Below are 16,926 nucleotides of genomic sequence, written 5' to 3' on the forward strand. Positions count from 1 at the left end.
CTTTCAGTAAAAAATATATGACACCAGAAACTATTATCAGCATATTTTTAGGAATTGGCTTAGCTGCTTCAGTTGGGTTTAGAGTCTTTTTACCTCTTTTTGCATTGAGTTTAGCTGGACATTACAATATCATTCCACTAAACGAAAACTGGATTTGGGTGGCAAGTACTCCGGCTATTATAACCCTAGGAGTAGCTACTATATTAGAGGTATTTGCATATTACATTCCTTGGTTTGATAATTTACTTGATACCATAGCAGTTCCACTTGCTGCAATTGCAGGTACTGCAGTTATGGTTTCAACCGTAGCAGATTTATCGCCTGTTATTACTTGGGCTTTAGCAATTATAGCTGGTGGAGGAACAGCATCAGCTATAAAAGGTACTGCCGCTTCTACTCGACTTACTTCTACAGCAACAACTGGTGGAGTTGCCAATCCAGTTATTTCAACAGTAGAAACAGGTACCTCAGTAGTTATGTCTGCATTTTCTATTTTTTTACCTATAGTAGCTATTATTTTAGTTATTTTAATATTTATTGGTATACGTAAAATGTATAAGTACATTTTTCCTAAATCAAAAAAGGTATAATTCTTGTTGCTACTTTTTATAAATCTAACTTTATGAAAAATAGCATTACTACCCTTTTTTTAATAGCTGTCATTTTTTCTAGTACAGCTCAAGAAGTTGATAAAAAAGAAAAAGCACCTAAAAGTATTTATACCTTTTCTAATATATCTACTACTTTTTATGATTCATCAACAATAAATAAAAATCTAGATTTAACAGGATTATCATTCTTTATTGTGAGTCAACAAGACATTGATAACAATTCTTTTTCTATTCCATTCAATAAACTAAGTAAAAAGCCAACATCGTTAATCTATGATGATTATACAGACTATCAACACAACAACCTTTTAAAAGGTTTTCTTAAAAAGAATGACCCAACTCTTTGGAGTCCAAAACAGATGCGATTACAATAAATTTTATTTTTTTCTCTATCTTTAACGAAAAGAGAAAAAATATGCTAGTAAAAGTCTATGGAAGTGCCGTTTTTGGTATTGAAGCAACCACAATTACCGTTGAAGTTAATATTGATAAAGGTATAGGGTATCATTTAGTTGGATTACCCGATAAAGCTGTAAGTGAAAGTTCATATCGAATTTCTGCCGCCTTAGCCAATAACAGTTACAAACTCCCTGGAAAAAAAATCATTATTAACATGGCACCTGCTGACATTCGCAAGGAAGGTGCTGCATATGATTTAACTTTAGCTGTAGGAATTTTAGCTGCCTCAAATCAAATAAAATCAGAACATATTAACGAATATATTATTATGGGAGAACTTTCTCTTGATGGAAGTTTACAGCTGTCAATTCCAAAAGTAAATGAGAAATTACATAAGTAATTAATAATATTACAAAAAGAATTGTTATTTAGACAACTCTTTTTACTACTAGTTTTGTGTTTTTTTTTATATTAGTCTTCTATTATTAAAAAAATTGCAAAAGGCATATGGATAAAAAAGAAACCATGGAAAACTTCACCTCCTTTGCTTTAGATAAAGTATATTTCTACATCGAATCAGGTTTCTGGTCTAAACTTAAAATGAAAGAATTACAAAATTGGGTTGGAAATTTTAAAAACCACAGAGAAAGATACTGTGCGCTTAAACTACTTGACAGGTTTGTATACTACTCTGAAGAAGACATAATACATTTGATTAAATATGGTATCTATGAAAAAATAGTTAAGCGACATTTACTACAATTGGAACAAAAGTATAATTTCATAGTTTCTGATGAGAAGATAGCTAGAGCAAAAGATCTTTTTTTAAAAAACATTTATTTTATTAAATTAGATACTGGTAACCCTTCGCAAAGCTCAGAAGCTATGTTAAGGTACTTAAAAATAGATATTGGTTTTCCTGAATCTAATATTCTTGATATCAAAAACCTTAAAGCAGAGACATTGAGTAAATGTAACCATCTAGTTATAATTGATGATTTTATTGGTAGCGGTACCCAAATAAGAAATTTCTGGAACTACGGAAAAGTTCAATTAGATGATGAAGAAATTCTATTAAACAAATTAGAAGAAAGATTCTCAAACTTGTCAATTGAATATTTTTGCCTAGTTTGCACAGAAGAAGGATATGATAATTTTAAATATGACTTCGATATGGGAGTCAAAAATAATTTACGAATTACTTATGGAGAAATTCTATCCAATAAGTTTAAAGTATTTGGTAAAGAATCTATCTATTTTGATAAGAGCGAAATAGAATATTGTAAAAACTTATTGCAGAAATTATGTGATGAGAATGGTATTCCATTTCTTGGTTATGAAAGTTTGGATTATGCTGTGGCTTTTCATCACGGAATCCCTGACTGTTCTTTACCTTTATTTTACCGAAAAAACGATAATTGGAATTACCTATTTAGGAATAAAAAAACTGAATCTAATGTCTAAATTTGAAAATCCTTTTACAACCGACAGAGCAGAACATTTAGGAGACAAGCTGTTTGAGTTTTATGCTTCTAATATCACTTTTGAGGGTCTTTTAAGAAAAAAATCTCTTATACTTCAAGGTGGTCGTGGTTCAGGAAAAACAATGTTTTACCTTTATAATTCCTATTTTAATAAGAAAAGGGAATCTGAAAGTAATAAAATTGCTTTTAATAATTTTTTAAAAAACCAGAATATTCTGGGTATTCACTTTCGTGCTGACTCAAATTTTGTACCTGCTTTTCAACATAAAGGTTTAGATGATAAAGATTGGATAGCTTTATTTTCTCATTATTTAAATATTAATCTTACCAAAAGACTTCTAGAGGTTATAATTGATATTAATAAATTTTCACCTACTGAAAAAATTACTTTTGAAATTGCTGATGAAGTAGAGTTATTACTTAATGAAAAAAATATTACTGATTTTGAATCTTTTCTTAAGAAAATTAAAATTCATGAAATAAAACTTATTTCCTATATAAATCATACAGTAGAAACTGAAAAACCTAGGAGCATTATTAATGGTTTTCTATTGAATACTGTAGCTAAAAGTATACTTAATCAACCTATTCTTAAAAATAAAACAATACATATTTTCATTGATGAATATGAAAATATGCTCTTATATCAACAAAGAATTATAAATACACTTATAAAACACCCTGATCCCGTTGTTTTTGACATCGGAATGAGAAAGGAAGGACTCAAAACTTATCAAACTCTTGCTGACTCTGAAATTATAAGTGCACCACATGATTTTAAACCTTTTGATATGGAAGAATTATCAGATGAAGAATATGAAGAGTTGATATTAAAGATTTGTAGAAAGAGACTTTCTAGGGTTAAATTATTAAGTAACGAAAATTTAGACAGTAAATTATTAGATATTAGTTATTATCTTGGTAAATATGATTATAAAGAAGAGATAGCTAAAGTCTTTAAAAAACAAAATATAGACAAATTAAAAATAAAAATAAAAAATAGGATCGGGTCTGATCCTAGTTTAAAAATACTTCATGAAATAGACAACACTTTAATTCTAAGATTAAATCTAGTATTACTTGATAGAGGCAATAAAGCTAATGATTTAGCTTTAGAATTAGAAAAGTATACTTCTAATGAACACTCTAAATATGAAGATTGGATTCATAATAATAAAATGGGAGTCATATTTCTTTTATGCAAAGAAAGTAGAAAGCAAAAAGCATATTCTGGATTTAACACCTATAAATCCCTTTCTTCTGGTATTAGTAGATACTTCATTGAATTATGTGAAGCTGCCTTTCAAAATGCTTATCGAAATGGTTTTTCTTTTGAAGACCCTAGACCATTCTCATATGAAGAACAAACAAAAGCAGCTATTTATATTTCGAAATATAAAGTAAATGATATAGAGACATATACTCCTTATAGTGTCAAATTAAGAAGATTTACATTGCTTCTAGGTCAAATTTTTCAGAAATTACACTGGGATTTAAAACTCAGTGAACCTGAAAGAAATCACTTTACTACCGAATATGATAAATTATCTGTAGTTACAAAAGAGTTTTTGAAAAGCTCTATTTTATATTCTGTACTCCAACGTAAAGAAGAAACCAAGGACAAAAATGACTCTATCGATTCTAACAAGTTTGAATACCATTTGAATCACATTTATGCTCCCTATTTTAATATTTCTGCTAGAAAAATACGAAGCTTAAAAATTAAAGCATCCAATTTAAATATTTTGATAAACGGAGAAACTGGGCAGGCAGAAAAAATTGCTAATAGCTTTGTAAAAGACATAACTAAAGATGAAACAAACCAATTAAAAATAGATTTATAATGCGAGAAAAGCATAAAAGGTATTATAATCTACAAAACTTAATAATTCAAGAAGATTTTGTTGAGTCTATAGATATTGTGTTATTTGGTAATAGTAAAGAATTAAGAGCTCAACGCATACCTTCCTTATTAAAAGATAAGTTTAATGGACAAGCTTTTTCTTTAAACTATGATGTAGAGTTTGAAAAATACACAATTGAAGAAGTAAATATTACATCACCTACTAGGGAAGAAGAGTTACAAAAAATAGGCAAAGACCTAGTTTCAAATTTTTTAACTGATTTAAAAGCAATAGGTATAGATAACAAAACTATATTAGTAGATATCACCTCTCTAAAGCATCCAATCGTTTTTTATTTAATATATATTCTTAAGAAATCTTTTCAACCAAAACGGCTATTCTTTTGCTACACTGAACCAGAAGGTTATGAAAAAAAATATGAAAACGAATTTGATGTTAAGTTTGACCTAACAGAAAAATTTCATCAAGCTAATACACTCCCTGGCTTTTTACGCCTGCAACAACACGATAAAGAAAAGCTTTTAGTAGCTATACTTGGTTTTGAAGGGTCCAGATTTAGTAAAGCTTTTGAAGAAGTTAGCCCTGCAAAAAGAAAAACATATACTGTTGTTGGTTTTCCTTCATTTCACCCTAATTGGCAATACTATGTATACTCAAAAAATGAATCAACACTAGCGCAATCCCAGGCACGTGAATTAATTGAAAGAACTACTGCTAATGAACCATTTGGAGTTTACAATATTTTAAGAGAAATCAAGCGAAATAATGAAAATAATGAAATAACCATTGCCCCTTTGGGAACTAAACCACACTCATTAGGCGTTAGTATGTTTGCTGCTGATAACGAAGATGTCCAACTTTACTATGATTTCCCCTCTCATGGAAAAAAAATAAGAACAGAAGGAATTGGGAAAAGTCTTTTGTATAACTTAACCGAGTATATAAATGAATAATAGTTTAGGACAATATTATACACAAGAGAATATATCAAGATTATTAATTTCTAAAATCTTAGTCAAGAATCCAAAAAAAATAATTGAACTTGGAATTGGGGACGGTTCTCTGATTAGAGTAGCTCAAGACAAATGGAAGGACTCTAAAATAATAGGCGGAGACATAGACCCTGAAAATGTCAAAAGCCTTAAAACTGAATTCCCAAACTTAAATCTTTTTTTAATTAATGGTCTTTCCTCTAAATTGAGTCAAAATTTAAAAATAGAACTTGGTACCATAGATGTCGGAATTTGTAATCCACCGTATTTAAAAATTAAAAAAAACGGTGCTGTAAAATCTATAATTGAAAACTGTAATTTAGGGAAATTAGATAGTTATCCTATAATAACATCTGATTTGGTTTTTTTAGCTCAAAATTTACTTCTTATAAGAAATGGTGGTGAACTAGGGATAATATTACCTGATGGCTTAATTACATCTCATCATTTTAAACATTTCAGAAAACAACTTATTAATAATTATGAAATTACTGGTATAATTGAATTACCTGACAAGGTGTTTAAAAAAACTGAAGCAAAAACTCATATTTTAGTAATCAGAAAAAATAAAGTAGATACAAAAAAAACACCTATATATCTTTCAGATAAAGATGGTAAAATAATTGACAAAGTAGAGGTTAATAAAACTAGACTAATTCATCGAATGGATTACAGTTATAATAAATGGCTAGTTTCAAATGAAAATCATGGAGCTACATTATTAGACATTAAAGCAAAAATTTTTAGAGGAAAATTCTCAAAAAAAGAATTAACATTAAGTAAGCATGACTTTATACATACTTCTAATTTAAGTAAGTCAATTTCTTACCAATCTTTCAAACCTAATAAACGCTTGTTAAAAAAATTCAATTGTGCTAAAAAAGGTGACATTATAATCCCTAGAGTAGGAAAAAGATGTCTAGGTAGAGTAATGGTAATTGAGAGTGGAGCTGTTTTAATAAGTGATTGTTTATATGTTATCCGTGTAGAAAAAAAATATCAAAAAATATTGATTGATTCTCTAACTAATGAAAAAGGAAAAAAATGGATTGAAGCCAATTCCCATGGAGTCTGTGCAAGAGTTATTAGTAAAATAGACTTATTAAACTTTAGGATAAATGAAGATTTAAACATCAATTAATAAATTGTTAAAATAATCTAGTGATTTTAGGATGTTGCTATCAACCTGTCCGTCGGGCAACAAATTACTAGCTACTGTATTAAGTGCTTGATATCTTCCTTCATCAAAATTCTCTTTATAATTAATTTCATCTATATCCCAATAATCTGGATAATCTTTGTTTACTACATTAAAGTCTTCTAAAGGAAAGTATTTTATTAATGTCTCCAGAAATAAATAAAGTCCGTTTCTTATATCATATGAATCACTATAAACATATACTTTTGAAAAATCTATATAAGGTATGTAAAGATTTAATTTCAAAGGAATACCATTCACATAATCGATGTTAGTTACAAATATTCCACACTCTTCTGGATTTTCATCTTCCTCCAACCAACTCACTTCTTCTGTATGCTGTTCTTTAGTAATCTTCTGAAAAGCTTCTAACATAATTTCACAATCATACTCTGATATATCATGAACAAGCTCTCCCCTTCTTTTTTTTACCTCATATTCTACAACCCCCACCCCTTTAGGAGAAGCCATATCATATATTGATCTTATCAACAACTTTTTATCTACGTTTGTAACGTCTAGAATCATATTTAAATAGTTAATTTTCCCACATTTTACTGGCAATATATGCTTCTTCTTTTCCTATTGCATTTGCATAAATAGAAGTAGTTTTTATGTCTGCATGTCCCATCCACTTCTGTAACATATTAATCGGTACTCCTTTTAAAATTGCATTTACTCCATATGCATGTCTTAGTCCTTTTGGAGACCTATGTTTTCCCTCAGAAATTTCTGCTTCTAACATAACTTTTTTTATCAGTTCATAAGCATGTTGTCTTGACCATTGCCATAAAAGTGTTTTAGCCTCTTTTTCACTTTTCTGTTTCCTTATTAAATCATGACCAATAGTCAAAAGGTCTATTAAATTATGTGGAACAGGAACGGACCTATAGACATCTCCTCTCCTTTTTTTCAAACTTTTAAATACAATCTTATTTGACTCTCTCTCAATGTTTTTTACAGACAGCTGTAAAGCCTCAGAAATTCTACATCCAGTATAAGCCATTGTCTCTGCAAGAGTTCTTAATTTAGGATCTTGTTCTTTAGCTGTCTTTAAAAATTTATCTACCTCGGAAGAAGTAAGGTACAGTCGATTTCCTTCTGTATCAAAAAGCCTCATTTCACTCATATCTGACAAAATTAATGAATTTTGTCAGGTTCAAAAAAAGCAAATCTGTTTTTTTTATCAGTGTCTAAGCTAAAAGCGCTAGATTACCTGACACTATTACTAATAGTGTCAGGTAAAGAGTCTTTTATACTATTTTACAAAAGTATTTGATAATGTTTTTTTAATCCTTATTTTAACAGAAAAAATAATTATGATTTCTGTCCCCCTTCCTCCAGTTACACACTTTAAAAGAGTGATGCCTAATATTAGAAACCAAGAAGGTATTGATGAAAATTCATTTTGGATTATAGTTTCTTACGGAAGAACTTTTTGGAATATAAAAGAACAACGATATTATAAAGAAGTGATTTTAATTAATGCTCCTGATGATTCTTATGTAATAAAAAATTGGAACTACTCTAAAATTATTAAATCCGAAATTCCTGAAGAAAAAACTTTTTTATTTCAGTTAGGCTCTCTAATAGATACAAGCGGTAAATTCATTTCTTTACCTGACCCTGATAAAAACTTTAAAATTTATTCTAAATCAGGAATAAGTGTGCACCCAAAATACAATTACCATACAGATGGTTTATATGAAATTCTAAAAGACTCTTCTTACCCTCTCATTGACAGCATAAATGGAATTTATGATAATGCCCCCTATTATAAAGCTCTGTCATTTGACAAGAAGACTGAAGTCATAATCCCAATACATGTAATTACTTCTTACTTCTATTATCTATCAACTCTATGTATTTACCATATCATATATGATACTATTAAACATGGAATACTTAAAGAAATTAATAAAGAAGGTAAAACCATAGTTCCTTTTTCGAGTAGTATAATTAGGCATGAAGAGGCTAAAATTTTAGCCAAATACATGTTTATTAATGGTCATAAAAAGATAAATTATTTAAGAGATATTCCGAAAAACTTATTAAAAAACCTTTATAATGGTGATAAATTCAATCATCAAGCTAGATTCTATTTAAAAAGTGAAATTCCATTCAATAGTTATACAAAATTTAATTTTATAGGTCAATATATAACCGACAAAGAAGGTCCAAGCCCTAGAAAGTTTATTGCTCATGGTATAACCAATGTAAGCCTATTTAAAGGCGAAAAGTTGTTTTCTACAAAAAACTATTTACTCTATGACATTTCAAATCATAGGTCAATTCCTGTTGAAAACCCTGAATCAATAGAAAAATATAACTCAATAAAGTATCTTTATGAAAATAACGGTAATCATTCTGTTAGTGATTCTGTCACCAATCATAATGCTGGAGTAAAAGATTTACCACTCATTAAAACTCACGGACTATTTTTAGACTCTCCTGAAAACAATTTAATTGAAAAAACTCAACAAAAAATAAAATATGAAATTGAAAACTCAATAATTAAAAAAGTTAATGATTATAGTGATAATATAAGAAATCATTCTAGCTCATCAACGAGTGTAAGAGGTAATGTTTCTCCTATTATAACAAGTCCATTTCACGAAATTTTAAATAACGTTGTTTCAAAATTAAACGCTGCACGTAACTATAGTGCAAAATACATTGTTTTGAAATATCATAATGGCAACTTCTCTTATCCTCCTATTGGATTAGAAATTTTAGGTAGCATAATTATTGTTTCTATAAGTTATAATGATAAAAAATATTGCTTAATAGACTCTGGGTATCAAATGTACATTGCTTTATTTAGATTTACTAATCCTTGTTTAAGCTTTTTAGACACGGACGACCCTACCATTAACGATGTCATCACAGAAATGGTTTTAAATCAAAGCTATAATTGGGATAAAGCATACAAAAATGATACTTTAAAAGATTATCATATTCACCTACTACAACCTCTTAAACATCCAAAGCATGAATACTCTATAGATGAAGCCACGGACAGTTTGTTAAATAGAATAAAAAAAAGAATTGAAAATGATTTTTAATAATATATTTTGTCTAAAAACCAAAAGGGTAATGTATTCTCTTGATCGAGATAGCTCCTACTAACTCTTTGCTTATTAATCAAATGCTTTAATTGTCCCATGTCCCTCAATAATGAATAAGAAAATGGTAGACATGAAATTCTTTCTTTAGTGCTCCAAAATTTAAACTCTACTTTTGTAGCAGGAAAGTTTTCATTGAACTCTTTTTGTATTGCCTTTCTGAATCTATTTTTTGGAGATTTATATCTTAATTTTTTTGCTAAAAGTGAAAGAGTGCTAATGTAAGTGAATGAATAATGGGTTAATTCATTATAACCATTTTTAATCGTACTATCAATATACTTTTGGTACTCTACCTCTAAAGAACCTGGTACCTCCTTAGCTTCTTGCATAGATAAATCACTATCACAATATGAACATAATTTTAAAGGCTTAAACTCCATGATTGAAAGATTGTTACCAATGTTAATCCTATGGAAAGAAATAGGCTTTTTACACTTTTGACACCTATCTTGTAAAAACACTTTACATTTAACACAGACTATTGAAGTAATCAACCTCCACTCTTTCTTATAATAAGCATCATTATTTAAGCATTTATAACAAAACTGTAATCCAAACCTTTTTCTCTTTCTGTGGTTAATTCCTAACGGTAAAATATTTTCAGTATTCGCTCCATTTCTGGCTACTATTTCATACGCATAAGATTCATAACTAAACAAAAATAGGTTCTTGATTTCTGTTACTTTTAATGGTGTATGATTTACTATTTTATGAATTAATGATGACTGAGGAGTCATATCAATGTCTCTATTCCATATAGGATAATTTCTACCGAAATAATTTAACACAAAAGACTGAGGTTTTATATTATGATTTATAGATAACCTACACAACCATGATGTAAATAATTCATTCTTTTTGGGTCTCAAAAAATATGGAAACACTTCCTTTTCAATAGCCTTTATATATACCATTATAAAAAGAAAGCTTTTTTCCTCTCTTGCGGAGAAACATAATCTATCTCATTTAATATTGTCTTAGTAATTCTTTCTGTTTCATGTTCAATTGCTAAAACAGTAGCTAATTCTAGAATTTTAGATATCTCTCCAATTAGACCATCACTCATACTTAAAACCTTAGAGGTTAAAGAGTTTTCTATTAAATTGGATTCTTTTTTAAGAGGTAACATTCTTTCAAAACTCAACAGTAACCTTTTTAGTTCTGTGTTATTACTCCATCTTGGTAAGATTCGTGGCTCAAATCTATTTGCCAACTGATGATCAGACTGAATAGCATTAAAAGCTAGTTTTGTTCCAGAGCAAACTAGTGGAATCTGCAAGTCATTAGATAAATGTTTTATTACGTTTAAAAATTTCCTTTGTCTCGAAGGAGAACCTGCTAAAACATGGTGTATTTCATCAATAATCAAGACTTTTGTTTTCAAATCTTTTAATATGTTCTTGACTCTAATATATCTACTATCAATTTTTTCAGATGTTCTATATGGAGCATAGAGTTTTTCCAAAATTGCGTTATAAAAACGTCTTTCATCTGGTTCTGGAGGAGCTTGAATTAATAGAACAGGGTTAATCAATTCGTCAGTGCTTTCGTCTAATGTTGCAACGTGTCTTTGATTGAAACGGTTTAATATAGCCGTTTTTCCATTATTAGAATCACCAACTAACAAAAGATTTGGCATTCTATGTGATTTTGGATAGTCTAAAAAACTTTCCATTATATTGAGCATTTTCTGTGCGTGAGTATAGCCAACCCACTTGAATGCCCTTGCAGACTTAAGCCTTTCTTCAATGTTTGATTGCTCTACAAAAACTTTTGTTTTTTCACTTAAATGTTTCATCGTCTAGATCTTCAAATGGTAAAATAATGTTTTCTTCTTTTTCTAATTGCTCATTAGTTTCAACTACTTCAGTTGGTTTATAATTTAAGTTCGCCTTTTTAAACCTTCTTACTTTTTTTGTTTGTCTTACTGCTTTATTTTCCAACTCACTTAATTCCCTATAAGTCGAAAAAATCACCTCTTCATTAATATGACTATTATTTCTTTTCAAGACTTTTATAACATCTCTATACTCCCAAACAGAAATAGGTGGTAAAGATGTATTACGGTAAGGAATTTCATAATAATCATTCAATTTAGGGTCATAAAAGTATATTACACTTATATCTCTTGGGTCTCTTTTGAAAACATATTTTATTTTCTCCTTTTTACTAGTTTCACTGTGTATATATGACCTTAGCACATCATCATAGTAAAATATATGATCTATAACGACTCCATACTCTTGTATTGTTCTTTCTACTATTGGTAAAAAATCTATTCTAGTCTTTTTCTCATTATTAATTCTGGGTGGAATTCCTCTTCCAGGTAATTTATTATTCCCCAATACTCCTTCTTTAAATTTTTCTAAAGGAGATTTTCCTATTGAAGAATGAATTCTTTGGTGATATATTTTGGTAATGTAAATAGTCAACCATTTTTCAAACTCTCTAAGAGTAAATGATGAATTTTTCTCTGACTGATATTTCTTCCTTTCAGCCTTAGACGAAAAAGTTGTACCTGGTAAATCATGAATCTCTTTGGAAAAAGTTCCTAAAAGACGTTCAATATGCCCTCCCCAATGAGGTGCTCCTACAGGTCTAAATTGAATATTTATACCATAATTTTGACATGTTTTTTTTAACATCTTCCCTCTAAACTCTTTAGCATTATCAACGTGAATCGTGTCCATTATTCCCCAACAAGGCCAGTCAGCATCAACAGACATACTTTCTAACCACATTTCTTTAGGTAAAATAGAGTTCGCTATACATACTCCTGTTCCTAACGCTCCTGGGGATTCAAAAGAAAGATAGAAACCTAAAACCATTCTACTATTAACATCCATCGCTAACGTTAACCAAGGTCTTTTATAAGCTTTCCTATAATGCTCGTCAACTAAAATTATATCAACTGGTGTATGATCTATCTGTACAACAGATAAAGGATAATCCGCCCCTGGGAAACTTCCTTTTATAGGCTCAAACCTATATTTAGCTTCTTGGGTACCCAACCTTTTTCTTATTCTTTCTTCTTCTGAAATATTTTTAATTCTATTTCTAACCGTATTAGAATGAGGAGGTTTAATTTTTAAATCATCACAAGCTATTTTTATCTCTCTAATTGTTTTTGTTATTGATTTCCTAGAGTTAGTTAAGTAAACTGAATAAATCTTATCATCAATAATCTCATCTACAACTTTAGTTAATCTACTTTTACCAACTCCTCCTGTTTTCCTCCTTCCTGCTAAAGATGAAATTAAACCTGTTTCATCATAAAGCTTTATCCATCTATAAATAGTGGGAATACTTACTTTATGTTTAAGTGATGCTTCTTTTATAACATCTAGGTTACCTCTACTTTCTAGAGCTTTAAGTATTACATTGTACCTATATTTAGCCTTTTCCCATTCTTTTTCAGTTAAACTATGAACTTGATTAGAATATTTTGGTTCTCTAGAAGAATCATAAGGCGCTAACTCGCTAACATTTATAGTATGTATAATGTTAGTTTTTATTTCTTCTACTGAAACTGTAGAGACATTTATAATTCTGACAATAACACAAGGAAGATTATTATACATAACCTTTTCTCCTTTGATAATAAATAATCTATCCATACCATTACTCTTTCTTAATCCAAACTAAAGAATTCATAGTCAATTTACGATTTTTATCATAATAAATAAAGTTCCGAGCAAGCATGTACCATAAAACATGTATTAACTCAGCTTGCCTTTCATAGCTTCTTGCACAGTCGTTAATTAGGTCAGAAATAATAAGTCTCTCATTTACTTTCAACCTTTTGAATAAAATCTCTATATCAACTCTATTAATCTTTAACTGAGGGTTACTGTAGTACAAAAGAAATTTGGCATTAAAAAGTAAATCTGTTCTTATGTCTTCTTCTGTTAAAACTTTAAAGTCTATATTATTCTGTTTACAAAAAGCTTTGGCTTCCTCAAACTTTTTTAAGTTCAAAGCATCGTTTAAATCTTTTTTGTATTTAATCTCTATTAATTGTTTTTCACCGTTTTCAAACTCTACAAAAAAATCAGGGACATAAGATTTTAACTTATCTTCAAAGTAAAAATTAATAATAATTGGTTGCTCAAAGTATTTCTTCACTTTAGTATTATATTCTAAAAGGAATATAAAATCTCTTTCAAGTGAAGACTCAAATTCAATTATAGTATTATTTTTCACACTGGTTATTGCTCCTGTTAAACTAATATTTGAAACATCTATTTTTCTGTGCTTTTTAAAACTTATTCTCATCTCCTTTTGTTTTTTTCAAGAAAAAACATGTATATTTTTCCTTGTATTATTATGTTGTTGTGGAAATTTTTAATTCTGTGAAGTTTATTTTATCATCTACTTTTGGAATTGACAGAGGCGGACAATATCCTCAACCTGGAGAAATCTCTTTAGCGCATAACGGAGTCCTTTTTTTAGATGAACTTCCCGAATTTAAACGTACAGTTTTAGAAGTGATGCGCCAACCACTAGAAGACAGAGAAGTTACCATATCTCGTGCTCGTTTTACAGTAAACTACCCCAGTAGTTTTATGTTAGTAGCAAGTATGAACCCAAGTCCTTCTGGATATTTCAATAATCCCGACTCACCAGTTACCTCCTCTCCTGCCGAAATGCAACGTTATTTAAGTAAAATTTCTGGTCCTTTATTAGATAGAATTGATATTCACATTGAAGTAACTCCAGTGCCGTTTGATAAGCTATCAGATGAACGAAAAGGAGAAAGTAGCGTAGACATTAGAAAACGAGTTACTCTTGCTCGTGAAATACAAACAACTAGATTTAAAGACTTCGAAAACATTCATTATAATGCCCAAATGAATGTAAAGCAAATTCGTGAATTTTGTAAGCTATCAGAAGAAAGTAAAAACTTATTAAAAATAGCCATGGAAAAGTTAAACCTATCAGCTAGAGCTTATGATAGAATTTTAAAGGTATCTCGCACCATTGCTGATTTAGCTTCTTCCGAAAACATACAATCCGAACATATTACCGAAGCTATTCAATATAGAAGCTTGGATCGTGAAGGTTGGTTAGGATAATTATAAAGCTAGAATTCAAGCAAGTATACAACTTTAAAACAGTTAGGGAAATGTTAAAAAATTGCGCTTTCATTTAAAATCACTAATTTAGACGCTTATTATAACGCTGGACAGCAAAATTAAACACACCCTAATGAAAAAACTAGTTTACTTATTGGCATTTTCAATTGCCTTAATTTCATGTAAAGAGGAACAAAAAGATTATGTGACTTTTTCTGGAAAAATTACTAACAAAAACTCTGAAACTGTTACTATTTCTAACCCTCAATTTAAATTCAACAAAGTAATTAAAGTTGGTGAGGATGGAACTTTTAAAGATACCATGAATGTAAAAGATGGTTTCTACAGACTTTTTGATGGTAAAGAATATGCTACTTTATACTTAAAAAACGGAGCTGATATTAATGTAACAGTTGATGCTAAAGAATTTGATGAAACTATAACTTATACGGGTGCTGGTTTTGAAGAAAGTGCTTTCTTAGCTCAATCTTCTTTAAATCAAGAAAAATTATTTGGAGATAAAGAGTTAATGGATTTACCAGAGTTAGACTTTAGATCTAAAGTTTCTAATTTTGTTGATGATTTTAACAAAAGATTTGAAGGAGCTTCATTAGATTCTACTTTCGTAGCAAACCAAAAACAAAGTATTGCTGGTTTAGAAAAGTACTTAACTAAAATGTATAATGACAAGCAATACATTGCTAAAAACTTAGCTAAAGGAGCTGAATCTCCTAAATTTGTTGATTATGAGAACAATGCTGGTGGTACTACTTCTTTAGATGATTTAAAAGGTAAGTATGTTTATATCGACTTATGGGCTACTTGGTGTCAACCATGTAAAAACGAAATTCCTTTCTTAAAGAAAGTTGAAGAAAAATACCACAATAAAAATATTGAGTTTGTAAGTATTTCTGTTGACAGACAAAAAGACTATGAGACTTGGAAAAAAATGATTGTTGATAAAGAATTATCAGGAATTCAATTATATGCTAAAGAAGATAAAGCTTTTATGGATGCGTATAAAGTATCAGGAATTCCAAGATTTATTTTATTAGATCCAGAAGGAAAGATTGTAGACTCTAATGCTCCAAGACCTTCTAATCCTAAATTAGTTGAATTATTCGAATCATTGAATATTTAGTCTTAAAAGACGTTTATAATAAAAGCCCACTAATTAGTGGGCTTTTTTATTGCTTAAGTTATTCTTCTTTAGATTCATTAAAAATAACTATATTTGCCGAATGAATTTTTTTGTAGAAGAATTATCATTTAAAATATCTTGTGGTGGCAGAAACTGTTACCAACTAGATTTAGGTTATAAAGTAATTGACTTTACTTTTTGCCAACTATTATCCTTCAGAAAAAAAGTACTACAACACGCTTCTTACGAAGCGTTAGAAACGATTATCGACGGCGATAACTTCGTACTCCTTTTTGCAGCAGACAACAAGCACCTATTATTCTTAGATGTACCTCAACTTATAGAGTTAAAAGAGCTTCTTTTATCAGTATTTAAGCAGAAAAGTCTTTACTAAGACTAGCTTTAAATTAGTGTCTCTATTCTTTTTAGAGTCTTATAATCTGTATCTTTATAGTATTAAAACTAAACAAAATATTATGGAAACAGCAATAAGAAGAGACATGATTTTAGATGTGGAAGTAGTTGATTTGCTAAACCACCAAATAACGATGGAGCAACAAGCTTCTTCTAAATATTTAGCCATGGCATCATGGTGCGACCAAAGAGAGCTTAGAAATAGCGCAGCATACTTTTATAAGCAAGCTGAAGAAGAAAGAGAGCACATGATGAAGATTTTCAAATTCATTAACGATAATGGCGGTAGTGCAATGTCACCTATAGCTACAGAAGTTGCTCACGAATTTGAAAGCTTACGAGCTATTTTTGAAGCTTCTTTAGATGCCGAAATAGAAGTAACTAAATCTATTCATAACGCATTTAAAACCGCAAGAAAAGTAAGTGATTTTACTTCTGAAATCTTTTTACAATGGTTTGTAACGGAACAAGCCGAAGAAGAAGAGAAAGTAAGAGATATTTTAGACTTAATCGATTTAATGGAAGGTATGCCATTAAAAATGATTGATGAGCGTATTCCTACCGAATAAAACTTTTATAAACAGTATAAAAAAATCCCGCAACTTAGTTGCGGGATTTT

Annotated in this window: 17 protein-coding genes and 1 pseudogene; 12 read left to right on the forward strand and 6 right to left on the reverse strand. The window is 29.5% G+C overall.

Annotated elements, in window-relative coordinates; translation table 11 throughout:
* Positions 1-17: 17 nt before the first annotated feature.
* The 7 genes and pseudogenes from C8N27_RS13245 (at position 18) to C8N27_RS13275 (ending at position 6,492) form a co-directional block, all read left to right on the forward strand.
* Positions 18-590 (forward strand): DUF4126 domain-containing protein, encoded by a 573-nt coding sequence (locus tag C8N27_RS13245; RefSeq protein WP_121147941.1) that lies wholly within the window; start codon positions 18-20, stop codon positions 588-590.
* Between the two features lie 32 nt (positions 591-622).
* Positions 623-985 (forward strand): hypothetical protein, encoded by a 363-nt coding sequence (locus tag C8N27_RS13250; RefSeq protein WP_121147943.1) that lies wholly within the window; start codon positions 623-625, stop codon positions 983-985.
* A gap of 41 nt (positions 986-1,026) precedes the next feature.
* Positions 1,027-1,371: pseudogene (locus C8N27_RS13255) on the forward strand (magnesium chelatase domain-containing protein); the annotation flags it as partial.
* 146 nt (positions 1,372-1,517) lie between these two features.
* On the forward strand, positions 1,518-2,474 hold the full coding sequence (locus tag C8N27_RS13260; RefSeq protein WP_121147946.1) for a phosphoribosyltransferase-like protein: 957 nt from the start codon (positions 1,518-1,520) through the stop codon (positions 2,472-2,474).
* A complete protein-coding gene (locus C8N27_RS13265) occupies positions 2,467-4,338 on the forward strand; it encodes an ORC-CDC6 family AAA ATPase (protein WP_121147948.1) in 1,872 nt (623 codons plus the stop codon). Before C8N27_RS13260 ends, C8N27_RS13265 begins: the two co-directional genes overlap by 8 nt.
* Complete coding sequence (locus tag C8N27_RS13270) at positions 4,338-5,312, forward strand: hypothetical protein (protein ID WP_121147951.1); 975 nt, start codon at positions 4,338-4,340, stop codon at positions 5,310-5,312. Before C8N27_RS13265 ends, C8N27_RS13270 begins: the two co-directional genes overlap by 1 nt.
* The gene (locus tag C8N27_RS13275) at positions 5,305-6,492 is read left to right on the forward strand and encodes an N-6 DNA methylase (protein ID WP_121147953.1); all 1,188 of its coding nucleotides are present in this window, start codon (positions 5,305-5,307) and stop codon (positions 6,490-6,492) included. Before C8N27_RS13270 ends, C8N27_RS13275 begins: the two co-directional genes overlap by 8 nt.
* Here the strand turns inward: C8N27_RS13275 and C8N27_RS13280 are convergent.
* On the reverse strand, positions 6,478-7,077 hold the full coding sequence (locus tag C8N27_RS13280; RefSeq protein WP_147431744.1) for a hypothetical protein: 600 nt from the start codon (positions 7,075-7,077) through the stop codon (positions 6,478-6,480). The two genes, C8N27_RS13275 and C8N27_RS13280, sit on opposite strands and share 15 nt — an antisense overlap.
* A gap of 10 nt (positions 7,078-7,087) precedes the next feature.
* The gene (locus C8N27_RS13285; protein WP_208639322.1) at positions 7,088-7,678 is read right to left on the reverse strand and encodes a tyrosine-type recombinase/integrase; all 591 of its coding nucleotides are present in this window, start codon (positions 7,676-7,678) and stop codon (positions 7,088-7,090) included.
* A gap of 190 nt (positions 7,679-7,868) precedes the next feature.
* Here C8N27_RS13285 and C8N27_RS13290 point away from each other — a divergent pair, with 190 nt between their 5' ends.
* Positions 7,869-9,614 carry a hypothetical protein gene (locus C8N27_RS13290; RefSeq protein WP_121147958.1) on the forward strand — a complete coding sequence of 582 codons (1,746 nt, stop codon included), beginning with the start codon at positions 7,869-7,871 and terminating at the stop codon, positions 9,612-9,614.
* On the opposite strand, the gene C8N27_RS13295 is transcribed toward C8N27_RS13290, so the two are convergent.
* From C8N27_RS13295 to C8N27_RS13310, 4 genes are read right to left on the reverse strand one after another with little or no spacing between them, the layout of a single operon-like run.
* Positions 9,611-10,591: a TniQ family protein gene (locus tag C8N27_RS13295; protein WP_121147960.1), complete on the reverse strand. Its 981-nt coding sequence runs from the start codon at positions 10,589-10,591 to the stop codon at positions 9,611-9,613. The two genes, C8N27_RS13290 and C8N27_RS13295, sit on opposite strands and share 4 nt — an antisense overlap.
* The gene (locus C8N27_RS13300; RefSeq protein WP_121147963.1) at positions 10,591-11,475 is read right to left on the reverse strand and encodes a TniB family NTP-binding protein; all 885 of its coding nucleotides are present in this window, start codon (positions 11,473-11,475) and stop codon (positions 10,591-10,593) included. The genes C8N27_RS13295 and C8N27_RS13300 overlap by 1 nt, the downstream gene beginning before the upstream one ends.
* A complete protein-coding gene (locus tag C8N27_RS13305) occupies positions 11,459-13,294 on the reverse strand; it encodes a TnsB C-terminal domain-containing protein (RefSeq protein ID WP_121147965.1) in 1,836 nt (611 codons plus the stop codon). Before C8N27_RS13305 ends, C8N27_RS13300 begins: the two co-directional genes overlap by 17 nt.
* Before the next feature lie 4 nt (positions 13,295-13,298).
* Positions 13,299-13,952, reverse strand: a complete 654-nt coding sequence (locus tag C8N27_RS13310) for a TnsA endonuclease N-terminal domain-containing protein (protein WP_121147967.1) — start codon at positions 13,950-13,952, stop codon at positions 13,299-13,301.
* Between the two features lie 41 nt (positions 13,953-13,993).
* Here C8N27_RS13310 and C8N27_RS13315 point away from each other — a divergent pair, with 41 nt between their 5' ends.
* The 4 genes from C8N27_RS13315 to C8N27_RS13330 all read left to right on the forward strand — a co-directional run bounded on the left by C8N27_RS13315 (position 13,994) and on the right by C8N27_RS13330 (position 16,876).
* The gene (locus C8N27_RS13315) at positions 13,994-14,752 is read left to right on the forward strand and encodes a YifB family Mg chelatase-like AAA ATPase (protein WP_262607257.1); all 759 of its coding nucleotides are present in this window, start codon (positions 13,994-13,996) and stop codon (positions 14,750-14,752) included.
* Between the two features lie 133 nt (positions 14,753-14,885).
* Complete coding sequence (locus tag C8N27_RS13320; RefSeq protein WP_121147970.1) at positions 14,886-15,893, forward strand: TlpA family protein disulfide reductase; 1,008 nt, start codon at positions 14,886-14,888, stop codon at positions 15,891-15,893.
* Between the two features lie 100 nt (positions 15,894-15,993).
* Complete coding sequence (locus tag C8N27_RS13325) at positions 15,994-16,287, forward strand: hypothetical protein (protein ID WP_244174757.1); 294 nt, start codon at positions 15,994-15,996, stop codon at positions 16,285-16,287.
* A gap of 82 nt (positions 16,288-16,369) precedes the next feature.
* Positions 16,370-16,876, forward strand: a complete 507-nt coding sequence (locus C8N27_RS13330) for a ferritin (protein WP_121147972.1) — start codon at positions 16,370-16,372, stop codon at positions 16,874-16,876.
* The last annotated feature ends 50 nt before the right edge of the window (positions 16,877-16,926 follow it).

Source organism: Tenacibaculum discolor, from assembly GCF_003664185.1.
Lineage (GTDB): Bacteria > Bacteroidota > Bacteroidia > Flavobacteriales > Flavobacteriaceae > Polaribacter > Polaribacter discolor.